18 protein-coding genes are annotated in these 17,814 nt (G+C 61.0%); 12 read left to right on the top strand and 6 right to left on the bottom strand.

Annotated elements, in window-relative coordinates:
• Nucleotides 1-79: 79 nt before the first annotated feature.
• The 6 genes from glnA to ntrC all read left to right on the top strand — a co-directional run bounded on the left by glnA (nt 80) and on the right by ntrC (nt 6,882).
• Nucleotides 80-1,486: a glutamate--ammonia ligase gene (gene glnA / locus ACODTD_RS14450; protein ID WP_011332032.1), complete on the top strand. Its 1,407-nt coding sequence runs from the start codon at nt 80-82 to the stop codon at nt 1,484-1,486.
• Between the two features lie 74 nt (nt 1,487-1,560).
• Entirely contained in the window at nt 1,561-2,904 is a 1,344-nt protein-coding gene (locus tag ACODTD_RS14445) for a toxin-antitoxin system YwqK family antitoxin (RefSeq protein ID WP_489104959.1), read from the top strand.
• Between the two features lie 99 nt (nt 2,905-3,003).
• Nucleotides 3,004-3,513: a DUF4124 domain-containing protein gene (locus ACODTD_RS14440; protein WP_011332030.1), complete on the top strand. Its 510-nt coding sequence runs from the start codon at nt 3,004-3,006 to the stop codon at nt 3,511-3,513.
• A complete protein-coding gene (locus ACODTD_RS14435; protein WP_011332029.1) occupies nt 3,510-4,133 on the top strand; it encodes a DUF4124 domain-containing protein in 624 nt (207 codons plus the stop codon). The genes ACODTD_RS14440 and ACODTD_RS14435 overlap by 4 nt, the downstream gene beginning before the upstream one ends.
• A 230-nt stretch (nt 4,134-4,363) precedes the next feature.
• Entirely contained in the window at nt 4,364-5,449 is a 1,086-nt protein-coding gene (gene glnL, locus ACODTD_RS14430; protein WP_007952516.1) for a nitrogen regulation protein NR(II), read from the top strand.
• Entirely contained in the window at nt 5,446-6,882 is a 1,437-nt protein-coding gene (ntrC, locus tag ACODTD_RS14425) for a nitrogen regulation protein NR(I) (RefSeq protein ID WP_011332028.1), read from the top strand. The genes glnL and ntrC overlap by 4 nt, the downstream gene beginning before the upstream one ends.
• A gap of 410 nt (nt 6,883-7,292) precedes the next feature.
• Here ntrC and ACODTD_RS14420 read toward each other — a convergent pair whose 3' ends face one another.
• A complete protein-coding gene (locus ACODTD_RS14420; protein ID WP_285357299.1) occupies nt 7,293-7,733 on the bottom strand; it encodes a hypothetical protein in 441 nt (146 codons plus the stop codon).
• Between ACODTD_RS14420 and ACODTD_RS14415 the strand changes: the two genes are divergently transcribed.
• Nucleotides 7,732-8,187 carry a tRNA (cytidine(34)-2'-O)-methyltransferase gene (locus ACODTD_RS14415; RefSeq protein WP_007952520.1) on the top strand — a complete coding sequence of 152 codons (456 nt, stop codon included), beginning with the start codon at nt 7,732-7,734 and terminating at the stop codon, nt 8,185-8,187. The two genes, ACODTD_RS14420 and ACODTD_RS14415, sit on opposite strands and share 2 nt — an antisense overlap.
• A gap of 65 nt (nt 8,188-8,252) precedes the next feature.
• Here the strand turns inward: ACODTD_RS14415 and secB are convergent, their stop codons facing one another.
• From secB to ACODTD_RS14400, 3 genes are read right to left on the bottom strand one after another with little or no spacing between them, the layout of a single operon-like run.
• Nucleotides 8,253-8,738: a protein-export chaperone SecB gene (gene secB, locus ACODTD_RS14410; protein ID WP_007909233.1), complete on the bottom strand. Its 486-nt coding sequence runs from the start codon at nt 8,736-8,738 to the stop codon at nt 8,253-8,255.
• 57 nt (nt 8,739-8,795) lie between these two features.
• A complete protein-coding gene (gene grxC, locus ACODTD_RS14405; protein ID WP_007952522.1) occupies nt 8,796-9,050 on the bottom strand; it encodes a glutaredoxin 3 in 255 nt (84 codons plus the stop codon).
• Nucleotide 9,051: 1 nt separating this feature from the next.
• Nucleotides 9,052-9,465, bottom strand: a complete 414-nt coding sequence (locus ACODTD_RS14400; RefSeq protein ID WP_007952524.1) for a rhodanese-like domain-containing protein — start codon at nt 9,463-9,465, stop codon at nt 9,052-9,054.
• Between the two features lie 152 nt (nt 9,466-9,617).
• Here ACODTD_RS14400 and gpmI point away from each other — a divergent pair, with 152 nt between their 5' ends.
• The 5 genes from gpmI (at nt 9,618) to ACODTD_RS14375 (ending at nt 16,222) form a co-directional block, all read left to right on the top strand.
• On the top strand, nt 9,618-11,144 hold the full coding sequence (gpmI, locus tag ACODTD_RS14395; RefSeq protein WP_285357310.1) for a 2,3-bisphosphoglycerate-independent phosphoglycerate mutase: 1,527 nt from the start codon (nt 9,618-9,620) through the stop codon (nt 11,142-11,144).
• A 136-nt stretch (nt 11,145-11,280) separates the two neighbouring features.
• Entirely contained in the window at nt 11,281-12,585 is a 1,305-nt protein-coding gene (locus ACODTD_RS14390; protein WP_011332025.1) for a murein hydrolase activator EnvC family protein, read from the top strand.
• A gap of 31 nt (nt 12,586-12,616) precedes the next feature.
• Entirely contained in the window at nt 12,617-13,936 is a 1,320-nt protein-coding gene (locus ACODTD_RS14385; RefSeq protein WP_011332024.1) for a S41 family peptidase, read from the top strand.
• A 2-nt stretch (nt 13,937-13,938) separates the two neighbouring features.
• On the top strand, nt 13,939-14,715 hold the full coding sequence (locus tag ACODTD_RS14380) for a divergent polysaccharide deacetylase family protein (protein ID WP_201817889.1): 777 nt from the start codon (nt 13,939-13,941) through the stop codon (nt 14,713-14,715).
• A gap of 118 nt (nt 14,716-14,833) precedes the next feature.
• A complete protein-coding gene (locus ACODTD_RS14375; protein WP_201817892.1) occupies nt 14,834-16,222 on the top strand; it encodes a Vps62-related protein in 1,389 nt (462 codons plus the stop codon).
• Here the strand turns inward: ACODTD_RS14375 and ACODTD_RS14370 are convergent.
• Both ACODTD_RS14370 and hisF read right to left on the bottom strand, forming a co-directional pair.
• Complete coding sequence (locus ACODTD_RS14370; RefSeq protein WP_011332021.1) at nt 16,203-16,958, bottom strand: substrate-binding periplasmic protein; 756 nt, start codon at nt 16,956-16,958, stop codon at nt 16,203-16,205. The two genes, ACODTD_RS14375 and ACODTD_RS14370, sit on opposite strands and share 20 nt — an antisense overlap.
• Nucleotides 16,959-17,034: 76 nt before the next feature.
• Nucleotides 17,035-17,805: an imidazole glycerol phosphate synthase subunit HisF gene (gene hisF, locus ACODTD_RS14365; RefSeq protein WP_011332020.1), complete on the bottom strand. Its 771-nt coding sequence runs from the start codon at nt 17,803-17,805 to the stop codon at nt 17,035-17,037.
• Nucleotides 17,806-17,814: the final 9 nt, after the last annotated feature.

Here is a 17,814-nt window from a genome sequence, read left to right as displayed (position 1 = left end):
TGCCTTGGCAGAGTATTCGCGCCGGCATCACCACTATTAAGGGCATCCACTACCCGCCCTAATTCACCCGGAGGACACTATGTCGAAGTCGGTTCAACTCATCAAAGATCATGACGTCAAGTGGATTGATCTGCGCTTCACGGACACCAAAGGCACTCAGCACCACGTGACCATGCCGGCTCGCGATGCGCTGGAAGACGACTTCTTCGAAGTTGGCAAGATGTTCGACGGTTCCTCCATCGCTGGCTGGAAAGGCATCGAAGCCTCCGACATGATCCTGCTGCCGGACGACGAAACCGCCGTTCTGGACCCGTTCACCGAAGAGCCGACCCTGATCCTGGTCTGCGACATCATCGAACCTTCGACCATGCAAGGTTACGATCGCGACCCGCGCGCCATCGCCCGCCGCGCCGAGGAATACCTGAAGACCACCGGTATCGGTGACACCGTATTCGCCGGTCCAGAGCCTGAGTTCTTCATCTTCGACGAAGTGAAGTTCAAGTCCGACATCTCCGGTTCGATGTTCAAGATCTACTCCGAGCAAGGCTCGTGGATGTCCGACCAGGACGTGGAAGGCGGCAACAAAGGCCACCGTCCAGGCGTGAAAGGTGGCTACTTCCCGGTTCCGCCGTTCGACCACGACCACGAAATCCGTACCTCCATGTGCAACGCACTGGAAGAAATGGGCCTGACCGTTGAAGTTCACCACCACGAAGTGGCAACTGCCGGCCAGAACGAAATCGGCGTCAAGTTCAACACCCTGGTGAAGAAAGCCGACGAAACCCAGACCCTGAAATACGTTGTCCACAACGTTGCCGACGCCTACGGCCGTACCGCGACCTTCATGCCGAAGCCTCTGTACGGCGACAACGGTTCGGGCATGCACGTTCACATGTCCATCTCCAAAGATGGCAAGAACACCTTCGCGGGTGAAGGCTATGCCGGCCTGTCCGACACCGCCCTGTACTTCATCGGCGGCATCATCAAGCACGGTAAGGCCCTGAACGGCTTCACCAACCCGGCCACCAACTCCTACAAGCGTCTGGTGCCAGGCTTCGAAGCTCCAGTGATGCTGGCCTACTCGGCTCGCAACCGTTCCGCCTCGATCCGTATTCCTTACGTCAACAGCCCTAAAGGCCGTCGTATCGAAGCCCGCTTCCCGGATCCGGCTGCCAACCCGTACCTGGCTTTCGCAGCGCTGCTGATGGCTGGTCTGGACGGTATCCAGAACAAGATCCACCCAGGCGATGCTGCCGACAAGAACCTGTACGACCTGCCGCCTGAAGAGGCGAAAGAGATCCCGCAAGTTTGCGGCAGCCTGAAAGAAGCCCTGGAAGAGCTGGACAAGGGCCGTGCGTTCCTGACCAAGGGCGGCGTGTTCTCCGACGACTTCATCGACGCTTACATCGCGCTGAAATCCGAAGAAGAAATCAAGGTCCGCACCTTCGTACACCCACTGGAATATGAGCTGTACTACAGCTGCTGATCCGGTAGCGCCGCGCTACGCGGCGTGACAAAGAAAGGCCTCCTTCGGGAGGCTTTTTTTGTGCCCGCTCATCCATGGATAATCCGCCGCTTTCGCGCCACGACCGGCGCCTTGACGAAGGGATTCGCATGAAGTGGTTACGGGCTATCGCCCTGATGGCCGGCCTCGCCTGCTCAACAACTGGCGCAGCCGAGTTCTATGAAGACAAGCCGCTGGCTCACCCGCTGATCCAGGGCTTGCAGGAAAGCTCGATGACTCTGGCGTTCATCAAGGAAACGAACGGCGTCAAAGGCTATTACTGCCGTTGCGACACGCCGGGCGAACGCCCGCAACTGCTTGATGAGTTCGGTCAGGTGAACATCGAATCGGTTTTTCTCATGTCGCTCGACAGTGAGGATCCGACCCGCTTCGTGCTTTTTCGGCAAAACGACCGCTACAAAATCTACGCCTACAAATACAACGCCAACGACCACCTCTACAGCCGCGTCACGCGATTGCAGCCGGCGCTGGACCGCATCGCCGAAGGTCGCAAACACCTCGACGCCCTGACCATCAAGAAGGCTCTGAGCCAAATCACCCCGCTCAACTACAGCCTCTTCCTTGAAGAGTCCGGCATACCGGAATTCGACCAGCTCGATTTCAGCCAAGGGAAACTGGTGAGCTTTTACGGCCAGTACTACGACCCACTGAGCGACCCGACGCCAGATGACGAACCTTACTTCTTCAAGAAGACCTATCAGGAAAAAAACGGCCGGTTCCTTACCGTTACTTTCTGGCGATGGCTCGACCAGACGCTCGTCGAGGGCAAGCGCACGCTCTACAACTATCGGGTGAGGCGTATTGCCTGGGAAACCGAACCGACTAAATTCACCGGCAGCGAAGACGGCCAATCGGTGTCTTATGATTCCGGCTCGCTCTCGGCCCAAGGTGCCTACAAGCAGGGCGTTCGGGTCGGTCCGTGGTCTTCTTCCAAAGACGAGAAATATTCGGAGTCCGGCAATTTCGTAGAGGGCAAACGAGAGGGCCAGTGGACGCTGTACCAGGATGGGCAAACACTGGAGGGCGAATTCCACAATGATTTGCGCGAGGGTCGTTGGCAGCTTCTCAACCACGACGACATGGAATGGGTCGCCACCGGATTCCAGACCTATGTCCACGGCCAACTCAACGGCCTGAGTGAATTGACTGTTCGTGGCACTACCGAGCGCGGCGAATATCGCGATGACAAACGCCAAGGCCTCTGGGTGACCAGACTCGACAATGGCCACACCCTCAACGTCAACTTCGTTGACGACGTAAAGGAAGGCGAATGGCGCGAAGTCGACGCCAAGGGTGTGCCGGTCCTGATCGAGCACTACAAGGCAGGTGTCCTGTCCGGCGCCCGCGAAAATACGGGTGCGCCTGGCGCCGCGCAATAAATCCTGAGCGGTTTGTGTGAGCAGATATTGTCCCGATTGGGCTTACCGCCGCCCCTGGCCTATGCTGCAAGCCAATCTCATTGTTGATCGGTCGAATCCATGGGTCGTGGTTTTTTTCTCCTGTTGCTGCTGATCGTCCTGCCCGCTGCCGCACAGATTTACAAGTACACCGACGCCGACGGCAACACGGTCTACAGCGATCACGCGCCGGACGGCGTGCAGGTGCAGCCGGTGGCGTTGCCGCCGCTCAACAGCGTCCAGCCTCAGGCACCGAATGCGCCCTCTGCCGATACGGCCACTCGTGAGCCGGCGCGTAACGTCTATGAAGTGCTGGAGCTGACCGGCCTGCCCACCGAGGAAGCCCTGCGCGCCAACAACGGCACCTTCACGGTCAGCGTGCTGATCAAGCCGCGCCTGCAACCGCCGCATCAATTGCGCCTGCTGCTGGACGACGCGCCTTATGGCCAACCGAGCAACGTGCCGATCCTGCAACTGGTTAACGTCGACCGGGGCGAGCATCGGCTGGCGGTGCAGGTGATCAATGGCGAGACGATCATTCAGCAGAGTCCGGCGGTGGTGTTCACCGTGCAGCGGGTGCACAAGCCATGAGGCGAGGATTGATTGCCTTGTGCCTGTCGCTGATCGCGTTTGGCGCATCGGCCGAGGTGTTCACTTACATCGATGCACAGGGCAATCGCGTCTACACCGATCAACCGCGCGGCAACGCCAAGCGTGTGCCGCTGGCCACCAGCAATCGCATGGCCTCGAATCCAACCGCCACTGCACCGGTCAAGCCGTCGATGAAATCAGCAGAGCCGCCGCTGTTCCACTACGACATGCTGCGGGTGCTGATCCCCGAGCCGGACGCGACCATTCGCAGCAGCGCCGGAGAGCTGATCGTCAGCGTCACCAGCGAGCCGGGCCTGCAAAAAGGTCATTTGTATCGCCTGCTGCTGGATGGCCAGGCCGTCGGCGAACCCGGCCTGAGCCCGGTGTTCCCGCTGAGCAACATCGATCGTGGCAGCCACAACCTGTCGGTGGAAATCCTCGACGCCCAAGGCCGGACCGTGGAGAAAACCGCCAACCAGCCGTTCCACATGCAGCGCATTTCCCTGGCACAGAAGCGTCAGGTCAAACCGTGTGTCAGCGCCGACTACGGCGTTCGCCCGGAATGCCCGCTGAAAGACAAACCCGCCGAACCGAAAAATCCTTTCCTGCGTTTCTTCTGACGTCGTTCAGCTTTGCGCACTATATTGGTGCAATACGCTGCACCGTACTCACATTCCAACCCATTTTGGTTCGAAAGTACCCGCCAGAGCGGTTTGACTGCCACGCAAACGAGCGTCAAACGCCCGTTTCAGGGGTTGAACGCTTCTTTTCGGAGCCTTGGTTTGGTTTTTGCATTTTCCTCGCATCAGCGCTGTATCCCTGCGCGCGCCATGCTCCAAAAGAGGTCCTCATGACCATCAGTGACGCACTGCATCGCTTGCTACTCGACAACCTGACCACCGCCACCATCCTGCTCGACAGCGAATTGCGCCTCGAGTACATGAACCCGGCGGCGGAGATGCTGCTGGCCATCAGCGGTCAGCGCAGCCATGGGCAGTTCATCAGCGAGCTGTTCACCGAGTCCACCGAGGCGCTCAACTCGCTGCGCCAGGCGGTGGAGCAGGCGCACCCGTTCACCAAGCGCGAAGCGATGCTCACCGCCCTCACCGGCCAGACCCTGACCGTGGATTACGCGGTGACGCCGATCCTCAGCAACGGCGCGACCCTGCTCCTGCTGGAAGTCCATCCCCGTGACCGCCTGCTGCGGATCACCAAGGAAGAGGCGCAACTGTCGAAACAGGAAACCAGCAAGATGCTGGTGCGCGGCCTGGCCCACGAGATCAAGAATCCGCTGGGCGGCATCCGTGGTGCCGCGCAGTTGCTGGCCCGGGAACTGCCGGAAGACAGCCTGCGCGACTACACCAACGTGATCATCGAAGAGGCCGACCGCCTGCGCAATCTGGTCGACCGCATGCTCGGCTCGAACAAATTGCCGTCGCTGGCCCTGTGCAACGTACACGAAGTGCTGGAGCGGGTCTGCCAACTGGTCGAGGCCGAAAGCCAGGGCTGCATCACGCTGGTGCGCGATTACGACCCGAGCATTCCAGACGTCCTGATCGACCGGGAACAAATGATTCAGGCGGTGCTGAACATCGTGCGCAACGCGATGCAGGCCATCAGCAGCCAGAACGAACTGCGCCTGGGCCGCATCAGCCTGCGCACCCGCGCCATGCGCCAGTTCACCATCGGCCACGTCCGCCATCGCCTGGTGACCAAGATCGAGATCATCGACAACGGCCCGGGCATTCCTGCGGAACTCCAGGAAACCATCTTCTTTCCCATGGTCAGCGGCCGTCCGGACGGTACCGGGCTGGGCCTGGCCATCACCCAGAACATCATCAGCCAGCACCAGGGCCTGATCGAGTGTGACAGCCATCCAGGCCACACCACGTTCTCGATCTTTCTGCCACTGGAACAAGGAGCCACATCGACATGAGCCGTAGTGAAACCGTGTGGATCGTCGATGACGACCGTTCTATCCGTTGGGTTCTGGAAAAAGCCCTGCAACAGGAAGGCATGACCACCCAGAGCTTCGACAGTGCCGATGGCGTGATGAGCCGCCTCGCGCGCCAGCAGCCGGACGTGATCATCTCCGACATCCGCATGCCCGGCGCCAGTGGCCTGGACCTGCTGGCACGGATCCGCGAGCAGCACCCGCGGCTGCCGGTGATCATCATGACCGCTCATTCCGATCTGGACAGCGCTGTCGCCTCCTATCAGGGTGGCGCGTTCGAATACCTGCCCAAGCCGTTCGACGTCGACGAAGCCGTGTCGCTGGTCAAGCGCGCCAATCAGCACGCCCAGGAACAGCAAGGTCTGGAAGTCGCGCCAGCGCTGACCCGCACCCCGGAAATCATCGGCGAAGCGCCGGCGATGCAGGAAGTGTTTCGCGCCATCGGGCGCCTGAGCCACTCCAACATCACCGTGCTGATCAACGGCGAATCCGGCACCGGTAAAGAACTGGTGGCCCACGCCCTGCACCGCCACAGCCCGCGCGCGGCCTCGCCGTTCATCGCGCTGAACATGGCGGCGATTCCGAAAGACCTGATGGAATCCGAGCTGTTCGGCCATGAAAAAGGCGCGTTCACCGGTGCGGCCAACCTGCGTCGTGGCCGTTTCGAACAGGCCGACGGCGGCACGCTGTTCCTCGATGAAATCGGCGACATGCCGGCGGACACCCAGACTCGCCTGCTGCGGGTGCTGGCCGATGGCGAGTTCTATCGCGTTGGCGGGCACGTGCCGGTCAAAGTCGATGTGCGGATCATCGCCGCAACGCACCAGAATCTGGAAACCCTGGTTCACGCCGGGAAATTCCGTGAGGACTTGTTCCACCGCCTCAACGTGATCCGCATCCACATCCCTCGCCTGTCGGACCGTCGCGAAGACATCCCGACCCTGGCCAAGCACTTCCTCAGCCGCGCCGCGCAAGAGCTGGCGGTGGAGCCGAAGCTGCTGAAAAGCGAGACCGAGGAATACCTGAAGAACCTGCCGTGGCCAGGCAACGTGCGGCAGCTGGAAAACACCTGCCGCTGGATCACCGTAATGGCCTCCGGGCGCGAAGTGCACATCAGCGACCTGCCGCCGGAACTGCTGAGCCTGCCGCAGGACTCGGCGCCGGTCACCAACTGGGAACAGGCGCTGCGACAGTGGGCCGATCAGGCCCTGGCGCGCGGTCAGTCGAGCCTGCTCGACAGCGCGGTGCCGGCGTTCGAGCGAATCATGATCGAGACAGCACTGAAGCACACCGCCGGACGTCGTCGCGACGCGGCCGTGCTGCTGGGCTGGGGCCGGAACACCTTGACCCGCAAGATCAAGGAACTCGGCATGAAGGTCGATGGCGGGGATGACGATGAGGGCGATGAAGGCTGAGATTCAGCGCCAGCCTGCACCGCCGCAAGGCACCGTGACCCTTAATCGGGCACGGCAACTGACTCAGTCTCGCACTGTAAACCGCTGAAAATCCCGTCCTGTGAAAAGCCGAAGGCCCCGTATTACGGGGCCTTCGTCGTTGTGCCGAGCTTTTTTGTTTCAAAACGAGAAAAACTGGCACGCCCCCTGCAATAACTCCTTCAGGTGATTCGATTCACCCACCCTTTCGGGGGCCTTGGTACAGGCAGGCCGGGGATTCCCCTCTTTACACCGGACTCAGCGAGTCCACCCTTTTGGGGCCCTTGATACAGGCAGGTCAGGGGTTCCTTCTTTACACCGGCTCAGAACGCGATGCGATGAGCCCGCCCGTTTCGGGAACCTTGGTACAGGCAGGCCGGGGATTCCCTCTTTTATTGCTCCCGGAGATGGATCTCCAGCCGCCAGCGGTCATCGACCGCCTGGCCGGCCCAGTCGCCCTGCAGCGACCGCGCCGCCACCAGCGTCAGCAACAATCCCCCGTCACTCAAACGCGTCCGCCAGTTCACGTCCTTGCCGTTGAGCTTGAGCTGGCCTTTCTGGGGCTTGCCTTCAGCCCCGAACAACAGCGCAACGCTGCCATCGACGATCTCGCCGTGCAGCTTCGGCTCGTTGTTGAACCAGACCGCCAGACCATCATCAATCACCTCGACCTGCTGCAAGACGGTCGGGTCAGGCGTGGTCAAACGACCGATCATCATTCCGACCATCACACCGACGATCGCCAGCGATGCCATCACCCGCGGGAATAGTTTCGAACGCGGATCCGCTTGCGGCGTAGAATGCGCGTCATCTTTACCTTCGGAGCCGTGCATGTTTCACGTCATCCTTTTTCAACCGGAAATTCCGCCGAACACCGGCAACGTTATCAGGCTGTGCGCCAACAGCGGCTGCCACCTGCATTTGATCGAACCGCTGGGCTTCGAGATGGACGACAAGCGCCTGCGCCGCGCCGGTCTCGACTACCACGAGTATGCCACTCTGCAGCGCCACGCCGACCTCGCCAGCTGCCTGGAAAGCCTCGGTCATCCACGGCTGTTCGCCTTCACCACCAAGGGTTCGCGGCCGTTTCACGATGCCGCGTTCGTCCCCGGCGATGCGTTCATCTTCGGCCCGGAAAGCCGTGGCCTGCCGCCGGAAGTGCTCGATGCCCTGCCCGGCGAACAGCGCCTGCGCCTGCCGATGCGCGAAGGCTGCCGCAGCCTGAACCTGTCCAACACTGTGGCGGTGGCCGTGTACGAAGCGTGGCGGCAGAACGACTTCAAGTAACGCCATTCGATCGCCCAAGAAAAAAGCGCCGGTAACGGCGCTTTTTTCGTTGTTGCATCGACCGCTTACTGAACGGTTGGGGTCTCGCCGGATTCCTGCATGCGCTGCAGCTCTTGCGCGTACAGGGCGTCGAAGTTCACCGGGGCCAGCATCAGGGCCGGGAACGAACCGCGGGTCACCAGGCTGTCCAGGGTTTCGCGAGCGTACGGGAACAGGATGTTCGGGCAGAACGCACCCAGGGTGTGGCTCATGGAAGCCGCGTCCAGGTTCTTGATCAGGAAGATACCGGCCTGTTGCACTTCAGCGATGAAGGCCACTTCTTCACCGTTTTTCACGGTGACGGACAGGGTCAGCACGACTTCGTAGAAATCACCTTCCAGGGCTTTCTGGCGGGTGTTCAGATCCAGAGCGACCGCCGGATCCCACTGCTGGCGGAAGATTGCCGGGCTTTTCGGGGCTTCGAAGGACAGGTCGCGTACGTAGATGCGCTGCAAGGAGAATTGCGGTGCGGTTTCTTCTTCGCTGGCTGCAGTGTTCTGTTGGTCAGTCATCTCAGATCCTTTCTGATCTTGGGTCTTTTAGGGTTCTTGGTTTGCAGGTGCAGCAGTTCAGGCCTTGAGCAGCGCGTCGAGCTTGCCGGCGCGCTCCAGGGCATACAAATCATCACATCCGCCGACGTGGGTGTCGCCGATCCAGATCTGCGGCACGGACGTGCGTCCGGCCTTCTGGGCCATGGCGGCGCGCACCTGCGGCTTGCCATCGACCTTGATCTCTTCGAAGGCCACGCCTTTGTTCGCGAGCAGGTACTTGGCGCGCGAGCAGTAAGGGCAGTAATCGCTGGAGTAGACGATGACGTCGCTCATGTCACTTCACCAACGGCAGGTTGTCGCCTTTCCAGCTGGAAATCCCGCCGGACAGCTTGGCGGCGGTGAAGCCGGCCTTCATCAGCTCGCGGGCGTGGGTGCCGGCGGTCTGGCCCAGGGCGTCGACCAGAATGATGGTCTTGGCCTTGTGTTTTTCCAGCTCGCCGATGCGGGCGGCCAGTTTGTCCTGGGGAATGTTCACCGCGCCAACGATGTGACCGGCGGCGTAGTCCTTGCTCGGACGGATGTCCACCACCACGCCGGCTTCCTTGTTGACCAGCGCGGTCAGCTCGCCCGTGCTCAGGCTTTTACCGCCGCCCTGCACCGTATGCGCCAGCAGCAAAGCCAGCAGTACGACGAAGATACCGACAAGAATGTAGTGGTTAGTGGCAAATTCAATCAGGTGAGCAACCATCGAAGGAGGTTCCAGGGCGTTAAAATGTCGGCCAGTATACACAGCCACTATGGTCGGCCAAACCCCGTCCGGCGGTGACGCCGCCGGAACTTCGCTTTAAACTCCAACTCCCTTTTCCATCGCCCTCTTCTTATTAGCCACGAGTGGATTCCATGACTACCACGCCTAAACCTTTGGTCCTGATGATTCTCGACGGCTTCGGTCACAGCGACAGCCCCGAGTCCAACGCCGTCTATGCGGCCAAGAAGCCTGTGCTGGATCGCCTGTGGGCCACCGTACCGAACGGCTTGATCTCGGGCAGCGGCATGGACGTCGGTCTGCCGGACGGCCAGATGGGCAACTCCGAAGTCGGCCACATGAACCTCGGCGCCGGGCGCGTGGTGTATCAGGACTTCACCCGCGTGACCAAAGCGATCCGCGACGGCGAGTTCTTCGAGAACCCGACCATCTGCGCCGCCGTGGACAAGGCTGTGGCCGCCGGCAAGGCCGTGCATTTCATGGGCCTGCTGTCGGACGGCGGGGTTCACAGCCACCAGGATCACTTGATCGCCATGGCCGAACTGGCCTTCAAGCGCGGCGCCGAAAAAATCTACCTGCACGCCTTCCTCGACGGCCGTGACACGCCGCCGAAAAGCGCTGCCTCGTCGATCGAACTGCTCGACGCGACCTTCCAGGCCCTCGGCAAGGGCCGCATCGCCAGCCTGATCGGCCGCTACTACGCCATGGACCGCGACAACCGTTGGGATCGCGTGGCTCAGGCCTATAACCTGATCGTCGACGGCAAGGGCGAATTCAACGCCGCCACCGCCCAGGAAGGTCTGGAAGCCGCTTACGCCCGTGGCGAGAGCGACGAATTCGTCAAGGCCACCAGCATCGGTGAGCCGGTGACAGTCGAAGACGGCGACGCCGTGGTGTTCATGAACTTCCGCGCCGACCGCGCCCGCGAGCTGAGCCGTGTGTTTGTCGAAGACGGTTTCAAGGAGTTCGAACGCGCACGCCAGCCAAACGTGCAGTACGTGGGCCTGACTCAATATGCCGCCAGCATTCCGGCTCCCGCAGCCTTTGCCCCGGGCAGCCTGGAAAACGTGCTCGGCGACTACCTGGCGAAAAACGGCAAGACCCAGCTGCGCATCGCCGAAACCGAGAAATACGCCCACGTGACCTTCTTCTTCTCCGGTGGCCGCGAAGAACCGTTCCCGGGCGAAGAGCGCATCCTGATCCCGTCGCCGAAAGTCGCCACCTATGACTTGCAGCCGGAAATGAGCGCGCCGGAAGTCACCGACCGCATCGTCGAGGCCATCGAGAACCAGCGTTACGACGTGATCGTGGTCAACTACGCCAACGGCGACATGGTCGGCCATAGCGGCGTGTTCGAAGCCGCGGTGAAAGCCGTGGAATGCCTGGACACCTGCGTAGGCCGCATCGTCGAGGCTCTGGAAAAAGTCGGCGGTGAAGCGCTGATCACCGCCGACCACGGTAACGTCGAGCAGATGGCTGACGAATCCACCGGGCAAGCGCACACCGCACACACCACCGAGCCGGTACCGTTCATTTATGTCGGCAAGCGCGATCTGAAAGTCCGCGAAGGCGGCGTGCTGGCGGACGTGGCGCCGACCATGCTGAAACTGCTGGGTCTGGAAAAACCGGCGGAAATGACTGGCACTTCGATTCTGGTCTGATATCAAAAACGCCCTGTAATCAGCCTGAAACGGCTTTTTATGACGAACGCCTCAAAGCAGTTGGCTTTGAGGCGTTTTTTTTGCTGCGTCGGGCGGGCATACTAGACCGTCCCTTACCCTGGTGCCGCCCGCCTCTATGCTTCGCGTCCTGATCGCCCTCGCTCTGACATGCCTGCTTCAACCGGCCTTCGCGGATGAGCGCGCGCAAACCCAACAGCAACTGGACGCCACGCGCCAGGACATCGCCGAGCTGAAAAAACTGCTGGGCAAGCTCCAGGAAGAAAAATCCGGCGTGCAAAAGGAGCTCAAGGGCACCGAAACCGAGATGGGCAAGCTCGAGAAACAGGTCGAAGCCCTGCAGAAAGAGCTGAAGAAGAGCGAATCCGAGCTGCAGCGGCTCGATGCGGAGAAAAAAAAACTCCAGAGCGCGCGCACTGAACAGCAGCGACTGATCGCCATCCAGGCCCGCGCCGCCTACCAGAACGGTCGCCAGGAATACCTCAAGCTGCTGCTCAACCAGCAGAATCCCGAGAAATTCGCCCGCACCCTCACCTATTACGACTACCTGAGCCAGGCTCGCCTGGAACAGCTGAAAAGCTTCAACGAAACCCTGCGCCAACTGGCCAATGTCGAAAAGGACATCGGCTTGCAGCAGGCGCAATTGCTGGTGCAGCAAAGCGATCTCGACACTCAGCGCGAAGCGCTCGACAAGGTCCGCAAGGAGCGCCAGCAGGCCCTTGCCAAACTCAATGACGACGTGAAAGCCCGGGACCAGAAACTGGCCGCCCGCGAGCAGGACCAGGCAGACCTGTCTAAAGTCCTTAAAACCATTGAAGAAACCCTGGCCCGCCAGGCCCGTGAGGCAGAAGAAGCGCGACAGAAAGCGCTCATCGCCCAGCAGGAAGCCGAAAAAAAGCGTTTGCGTGAGGCCCAGGCCCGTGCCGATGCGGACTCGGATACCAGCGACGCCCCGCGAAAACAAGCCAGACCCACACCTGGCGCGCTGGTTTCCAGCAGCGGCGAGACGTTCGGCGGCCCTTTTGCTGCCACCCGGGGAAAACTTCCATGGCCGGTTGATGGTCGACTGCTGGCACGCTTCGGCGAAACCCGTGGCGACGATGCCCGTACAAAGTGGGACGGCGTGATGATCAGCGCCTCCGCCGGCAGCCAGGTGCACGCCGTACATGGCGGGCGCGTGGTGTTTGCCGACTGGTTGCGCGGTGCCGGGCTATTGGTGATCCTCGATCACGGCAACGGTTTTCTGAGTCTTTACGGTCACAACCAGACGCTGCTCAAGTCGGCGGGTGACGTGGTAAAAGCCGGTGAGTCCATCTCCACTGTGGGTAACAGTGGCGGCCAGGACACACCAGCGCTGTATTTCGCAATTCGTCAGCAGGGTCACCCGAGTGATCCGGCGCAATGGTGCCGTGCGCAAGGATAAGCACGCCATCTAATTCAGGAGTTCGTTCGACATGCTGCATTTGTCCCGCCTTACCTCGCTGGCCCTGACGATCGCCCTGGTGATCGGCGCGCCTCTGGCGTTTGCCGCTCAACCGGCTCCGGCCGTCGCTCCGGCAGGTACTGCCGCGACTTCCAAGGCGCCGTTGCCGCTGGAAGAGCTGCGCACCTTTGCCGAGGTCATGGACCGGATCAAGGCCGCCTATGTCGAGCCGGTGGACGACAAGACCCTGCTGGAAAACGCGATCAAGGGCATGCTCAGCAACCTCGATCCGCACTCCGCCTACCTGGGCCCTGAAGACTTTGCCGAGTTGCAGGAAAGCACCAGCGGTGAATTCGGTGGCCTGGGCATCGAAGTCGGCGCCGAGGACGGCTTCATCAAGGTCGTGTCGCCGATCGATGACACTCCGGCGTCGAAGGCCGGCATCCAGGCCGGCGACTTCATCGTCAAGATCAACGGCGCGCCGACCCGCGGCCAGACCATGACCGAAGCCGTGGACAAGATGCGCGGCAAGATCGGCCAGAAGATCACCCTGACCCTGGTGCGCGACGGCGGCACGCCGTTCGATGTAACCCTGGCTCGCGCCGTGATCCAGGTGAAGAGCGTCAAGGCGCAACTGCTGGAGTCGGGCTACGGCCTGATCCGCATCACTCAGTTCCAGGTCAAGACCGGCGAAGAGGTCTCCAAGGCCCTGGCCAAGCTGCGCAAGGACAACGGCAAGAAGCTCAACGGCATCATCCTCGACCTGCGCAACAACCCGGGTGGCGTACTGCAGGCGGCGGTGGAAGTGGTCGACCACTTCATCACCAAAGGCCTGATCGTCTACACCAAGGGCCGGATCGCCAACTCCGAACTGCGCTTCTCCGCCACCGGCAAGGACGAAAGCGAAGCCGTGCCGATGGTCGTGCTGATCAACGGTGGCAGTGCCTCGGCCTCGGAAATCGTCGCCGGCGCCCTGCAGGATCAGAAACGCGCCGTGGTCATGGGCACCACCAGTTTCGGCAAGGGCTCGGTACAGACCGTGCTGCCGCTGAACAACGACCGCGCGCTGAAGATCACCACGGCGCTGTACTTCACGCCGAACGGCCGCTCGATCCAGGCCCAGGGCATCGTCCCGGACATCGAAGTGCGCCGCGCCAAGATCACCAACGAGGCGGACAGCGACTACTTCAAGGAAGCCGATCTGCAAGGTCACCTGGGCAACGGCAACGGCGGCGCGGACAAACCGACCGGCTCTGGCGGCAAAGCCAAGGCGATGCCGCAGGATGACGATTACCAGTTGGCCCAGGCCCTGAGCCTGCTCAAAGGCCTGAGCATCACGTCCGGCCGTTGAGGATGTCCTTGCGTTTGGTCTTTGTCCTGCTGTGCTGTCTGGCGGGTGCTGCTCATGCAGAACCTGCCAGACCCACACCTCAAAAAGCCTACCTGACACTGATCATCGACGACCTGGGGCAGAACCTGCCCCGGGATCGCCGGGTGCTGGCCCTGCCCGGGCCGGTCACGACCGCGATCATGCCCGACACCCCGCACGCCACCGAGTTTGCCCGCGAGGCCCATCGCGCCGGCAAGGTCGTGATCCTGCACATGCCGATGGACCCGGCCACTGGCCCGTTCGCCTGGCATCCCGAACTGCCCATCGAAGAACTCGAAAAACGGCTGAGTGCCGCGTTCAAAATGGTCCCCTACACCGCCGGCATCAACAACCACATGGGCAGTCGCATGACTGCGCAGCCGGTGGCCATGGCCTGGTTGATGGGCGAGTTGCAGCGCCGCCACAAGTTCTTCGTCGACAGCCGGACCAGCGCCCAGACTGTCGCCGCGCAGCAGGCACAGAAGATCGATCTGGCGAGCGTTTCACGGGATGTGTTTCTCGATGACGTGCGCACCGAAGCGGCGATCCTGATTCAATTGCAGACGGCAATCAGCCTGGCGCACAAACAGGGTTCAGCCGTGATGATCGGGCACCCTTATCCACAGACACTCGCGGTGCTGGAACGGGAGCTGCCAAAGTTGAAAGCCCAAGGCATCGAGTGGATCGACATCAAGCAGATGATCAGTGTGCGCAGCAATCGCGCCACGGCCGCACACGGCAAAAACGGTGTCTACCGATAAATGCCCTGATACAACCGCTACACATAGTTATTGCCTGACGACTCGCCCGCGTCTGGATAGTCACCCCTGTAATGGTTAGCGACTCTTGTGGGTCGCCTTGCAAACTTCAGGACTGACTATGACAGGCATCGACAGCAACACATTATCTGCGCAGCGAATGGAACCGATCCGGTTCGGCAATCTGCTGATCAATTTCACCAGCGAATTCCACCGGATCTGGGACAGCCGCGGCTCCGGTTCCGCGGTTGGCAGTTTTTGGCGCCCGGCTCCCGCCCCCGATCTGCTACCGGGGTATTTCCCGTTGGGGGATGTGGCCGTGACCGGATACGAAAACGTCAATGGAAACAGAATCGTGGCCGTCGTCCGTGAAGGCGAGCCGCAAGGCGATGCCCCCTCCCGGAGCAACGCACTCAGCCCGCCCACGGACTACGAAAGAGTCTGGAAGGACGCCAACTCCGGAGCCGCCGCCGACTGCACGGTATGGCGCCCGATCCCTCCTCCCGGTTATGTGGCCATGGGGCTTGTCTGCTCCAACGGTCGCGACAAGCCATTACTCAATGCGATCCGCTGTGTCCGGGAAGATCTGGTCATGCCCGCAACCGTTGGCGATTTGATCTGGGATGACAAAGGCAGTGGCGCCAGGCAGAACTTCAGCGCCTGGGACATTGAACCTGCGCAGGCTGCTGCGGGTGAAATCCACTTTGCAGCGGGCACGTTCTTCGGAGTCCAGAGCCACTCCAAACCTGTGAATGCCATCGTCCATGCGTTGCGAATGCAGCTTCCCCGACAGTCAATACCTGCACCCGAGGCGCCTGAACTGTCGGGGTATGGGGCCCCTCCGGAACTGGCACCGGCCAAGGTCACACAGACCGTGCGAATTCCATGGTTCGCGGTAAACGATCAACTGTCTGCGGGCGAGCAGTTGTCCACTTCCCCGTTCTACCGTCTGGAACGCTCGGATCAATATGTCCTGGTGGGGCACGGCCACAACACCAGTGATCTGCCGCGGCCTTTCAAATGGAAAGCGGTTCGCGTCCAGAACTCGCAGATGCAGCAGATTTTCAGCCGCCTCACCGCTATCGAGTTCTCGACAGCGTGGTCAGCGCTGCCTTCGAGCGCCCCACCTGCCATCCGCTTCTCGGCACATCTGTACAAAGACTTTACCTACTGCGAGACATCAGCCAGCGGCTGGGATGAATCGCGCCCACTGGACATCGTCGCCATGGCTGCCAAACACAAGGCCGTGGCGGTCTATCAAATACAAAGTATCTATACGTTGAGGCGCGCAGACGGCACTCATGTAGCAGTGAGCGTGGGTTACACCGATGATGAAAGCCTTTACCTGACCGAGTATCCGCCAGACAGCGACAGCACGCTGACCTTCACTCCGCAACTGGCGACAGAGCCGCCATCAAGCGAAGGCCATTCAGACAGTGACCGCGACAATATCGGTTTCGCCCCTCAGCCGACGACAGAGGAAGAAGTCGCTACAAATACCGTCCCATGATCTCATCGACCACACCGTCCTTGCGCATCTGATCCAGCTCGGCCTGCAACCGGGCAACCGTTGCATCGGGCACGTCTTTGTTCAGTGCCAGATACAGTTCGGCACTGTTGAAGCGCAGTACGGTTTTCAACCCGGTCACGCCATCCTGCCGTGCCAGATAACGGCCGGCAGGATCGCCGGTGGCCCACAGATCGATCTGACCGCTGACGAGTTTCCTGGCGTTGTCCTGATCACGCAGCACCACCACCGGCTTCAGCCCCTGTTTGGTCAAAGTCTCGGCAATCGCATCACCCTTGTAGGCGCCGATCTTGTACTTGCGCGCATCATTGAGGGTTTCGAGGGTGATCTTGCTGTCGGCCTTGGCCAACATGACCCAGTCGTCCGGGCCGATCGGGCCGACCCATTTGAAGAGCTTTTCGCGATCCGGCAGCCGCGCCATGACGAACGCACCGTAACCGGGATTTTCCAGCGCCAGCTTGTAGACCCGCTCCCAGGGGAAGCGCAGGGTCAGGCTGTAAGTGATGCCGGCACGCTTGAACATCTCGCGCACGATGTCCGTGGCGATGCCGTTGATGTTTTCATCCTGGGCGAAATTCTTGCCGTTCTTCGCCATGTTGTACGGCGGGAAGTTTTCGGTGAGGAGCACCAGATCGGTGTCGGGACTTTCCTCGGCGTGGCCGGTGTTGATCAACAACACGGAGGCACTGGCGAGGGCGAGAAGCAGGCGTTTGATCATGTCGGGCTACCGAAATCCATGGCGTGCCCAAGAGTGCCTTGGGTACGCCATGCTGTCCACTGGCCTGTATGGATGTTTAACGCATTACGATGCCGCGTTTAGACATGTAAGCCTTGGCTTCTTGAACCGTGTATTCGCCGAAGTGGAAAATACTCGCCGCCAGCACCGCGCTGGCGTGACCTTCAAGAATGCCGTCAGCCAGATGCTGCAGGTTGCCGACGCCGCCGGACGCGATCACCGGAATACCCAGCGCATCGCTGATGGCGCGGGTCACGCCGAGGTCGAAACCGTTTTTCATGCCGTCCTGATCCATACTGGTCAGGAGGATTTCACCGGCACCCAGGCCTTCCATTTTCTTCGCCCACTCGACCGCGTCGAGGCCGGTCGGCTTGCGGCCGCCATGGGTAAAGATCTCCCAGCGCGGGGTTTCGCCCGGGCCGGAGACCTTCTTCGCGTCGATGGCGACAACGATGCATTGCGAGCCGAAATGCTGCGCCGCTTCGCCGACGAATTCCGGGTTGAACACGGCAGCGGTGTTGATCGACACCTTGTCCGCACCGGCATTGAGCAGGTTGCGAATGTCCTGCACGGTCCGCACGCCACCGCCGACGGTCAGCGGGATGAACACCTGGCTGGCCATGCGCTCGACGGTGTGCAGCGTGGTGTCACGGCCATCGACGCTGGCGGTGATGTCGAGAAAAGTAATCTCGTCGGCACCCTGCTCGTCGTAGCGACGGGCGATTTCCACCGGATCGCCGGCGTCACGGATGTTCTCGAACTTCACACCTTTGACGACCCGGCCGTTGTCCACGTCCAGGCAAGGGATGATGCGTTTGGCCAGCGCCATGGTCAGTCC

Source organism: Pseudomonas sp. FG35, from assembly GCF_057809295.1.
This window is presented reverse-complemented; position numbering and strand designations above follow the sequence as displayed.

Bases quoted from the DNA above. Each gene is read 5' to 3' on its own strand.
- ACODTD_RS14420 (WP_285357299.1), bottom strand. From the start codon at position 7,733: ATGCACGGCTCCGAAGGTAAAGATGACGCGCATTCTACGCCGCAAGCG.
- secB (WP_007909233.1), bottom strand. From the start codon at position 8,738: ATGACTGACCAACAGAACACTGCAGCCAGCGAAGAAGAAACCGCACCG.
- ACODTD_RS14390 (WP_011332025.1), top strand. From the start codon at position 11,281: ATGCTTCGCGTCCTGATCGCCCTCGCTCTGACATGCCTGCTTCAACCG.
- ACODTD_RS14370 (WP_011332021.1), bottom strand. From the start codon at position 16,958: ATGATCAAACGCCTGCTTCTCGCCCTCGCCAGTGCCTCCGTGTTGTTG.
- ntrC (WP_011332028.1), top strand. From the start codon at position 5,446: ATGAGCCGTAGTGAAACCGTGTGGATCGTCGATGACGACCGTTCTATC.
- ACODTD_RS14385 (WP_011332024.1), top strand. From the start codon at position 12,617: ATGCTGCATTTGTCCCGCCTTACCTCGCTGGCCCTGACGATCGCCCTG.
- ACODTD_RS14375 (WP_201817892.1), top strand. From the start codon at position 14,834: ATGACAGGCATCGACAGCAACACATTATCTGCGCAGCGAATGGAACCG.
- ACODTD_RS14400 (WP_007952524.1), bottom strand. From the start codon at position 9,465: ATGGTTGCTCACCTGATTGAATTTGCCACTAACCACTACATTCTTGTC.
- ACODTD_RS14380 (WP_201817889.1), top strand. From the start codon at position 13,939: ATGTCCTTGCGTTTGGTCTTTGTCCTGCTGTGCTGTCTGGCGGGTGCT.
- glnL (WP_007952516.1), top strand. From the start codon at position 4,364: ATGACCATCAGTGACGCACTGCATCGCTTGCTACTCGACAACCTGACC.
- ACODTD_RS14440 (WP_011332030.1), top strand. From the start codon at position 3,004: ATGGGTCGTGGTTTTTTTCTCCTGTTGCTGCTGATCGTCCTGCCCGCT.
- gpmI (WP_285357310.1), top strand. From the start codon at position 9,618: ATGACTACCACGCCTAAACCTTTGGTCCTGATGATTCTCGACGGCTTC.
- hisF (WP_011332020.1), bottom strand. From the start codon at position 17,805: ATGGCGCTGGCCAAACGCATCATCCCTTGCCTGGACGTGGACAACGGC.
- ACODTD_RS14445 (WP_489104959.1), top strand. From the start codon at position 1,561: ATGGATAATCCGCCGCTTTCGCGCCACGACCGGCGCCTTGACGAAGGG.
- grxC (WP_007952522.1), bottom strand. From the start codon at position 9,050: ATGAGCGACGTCATCGTCTACTCCAGCGATTACTGCCCTTACTGCTCG.
- glnA (WP_011332032.1), top strand. From the start codon at position 80: ATGTCGAAGTCGGTTCAACTCATCAAAGATCATGACGTCAAGTGGATT.
- ACODTD_RS14415 (WP_007952520.1), top strand. From the start codon at position 7,732: ATGTTTCACGTCATCCTTTTTCAACCGGAAATTCCGCCGAACACCGGC.
- ACODTD_RS14435 (WP_011332029.1), top strand. From the start codon at position 3,510: ATGAGGCGAGGATTGATTGCCTTGTGCCTGTCGCTGATCGCGTTTGGC.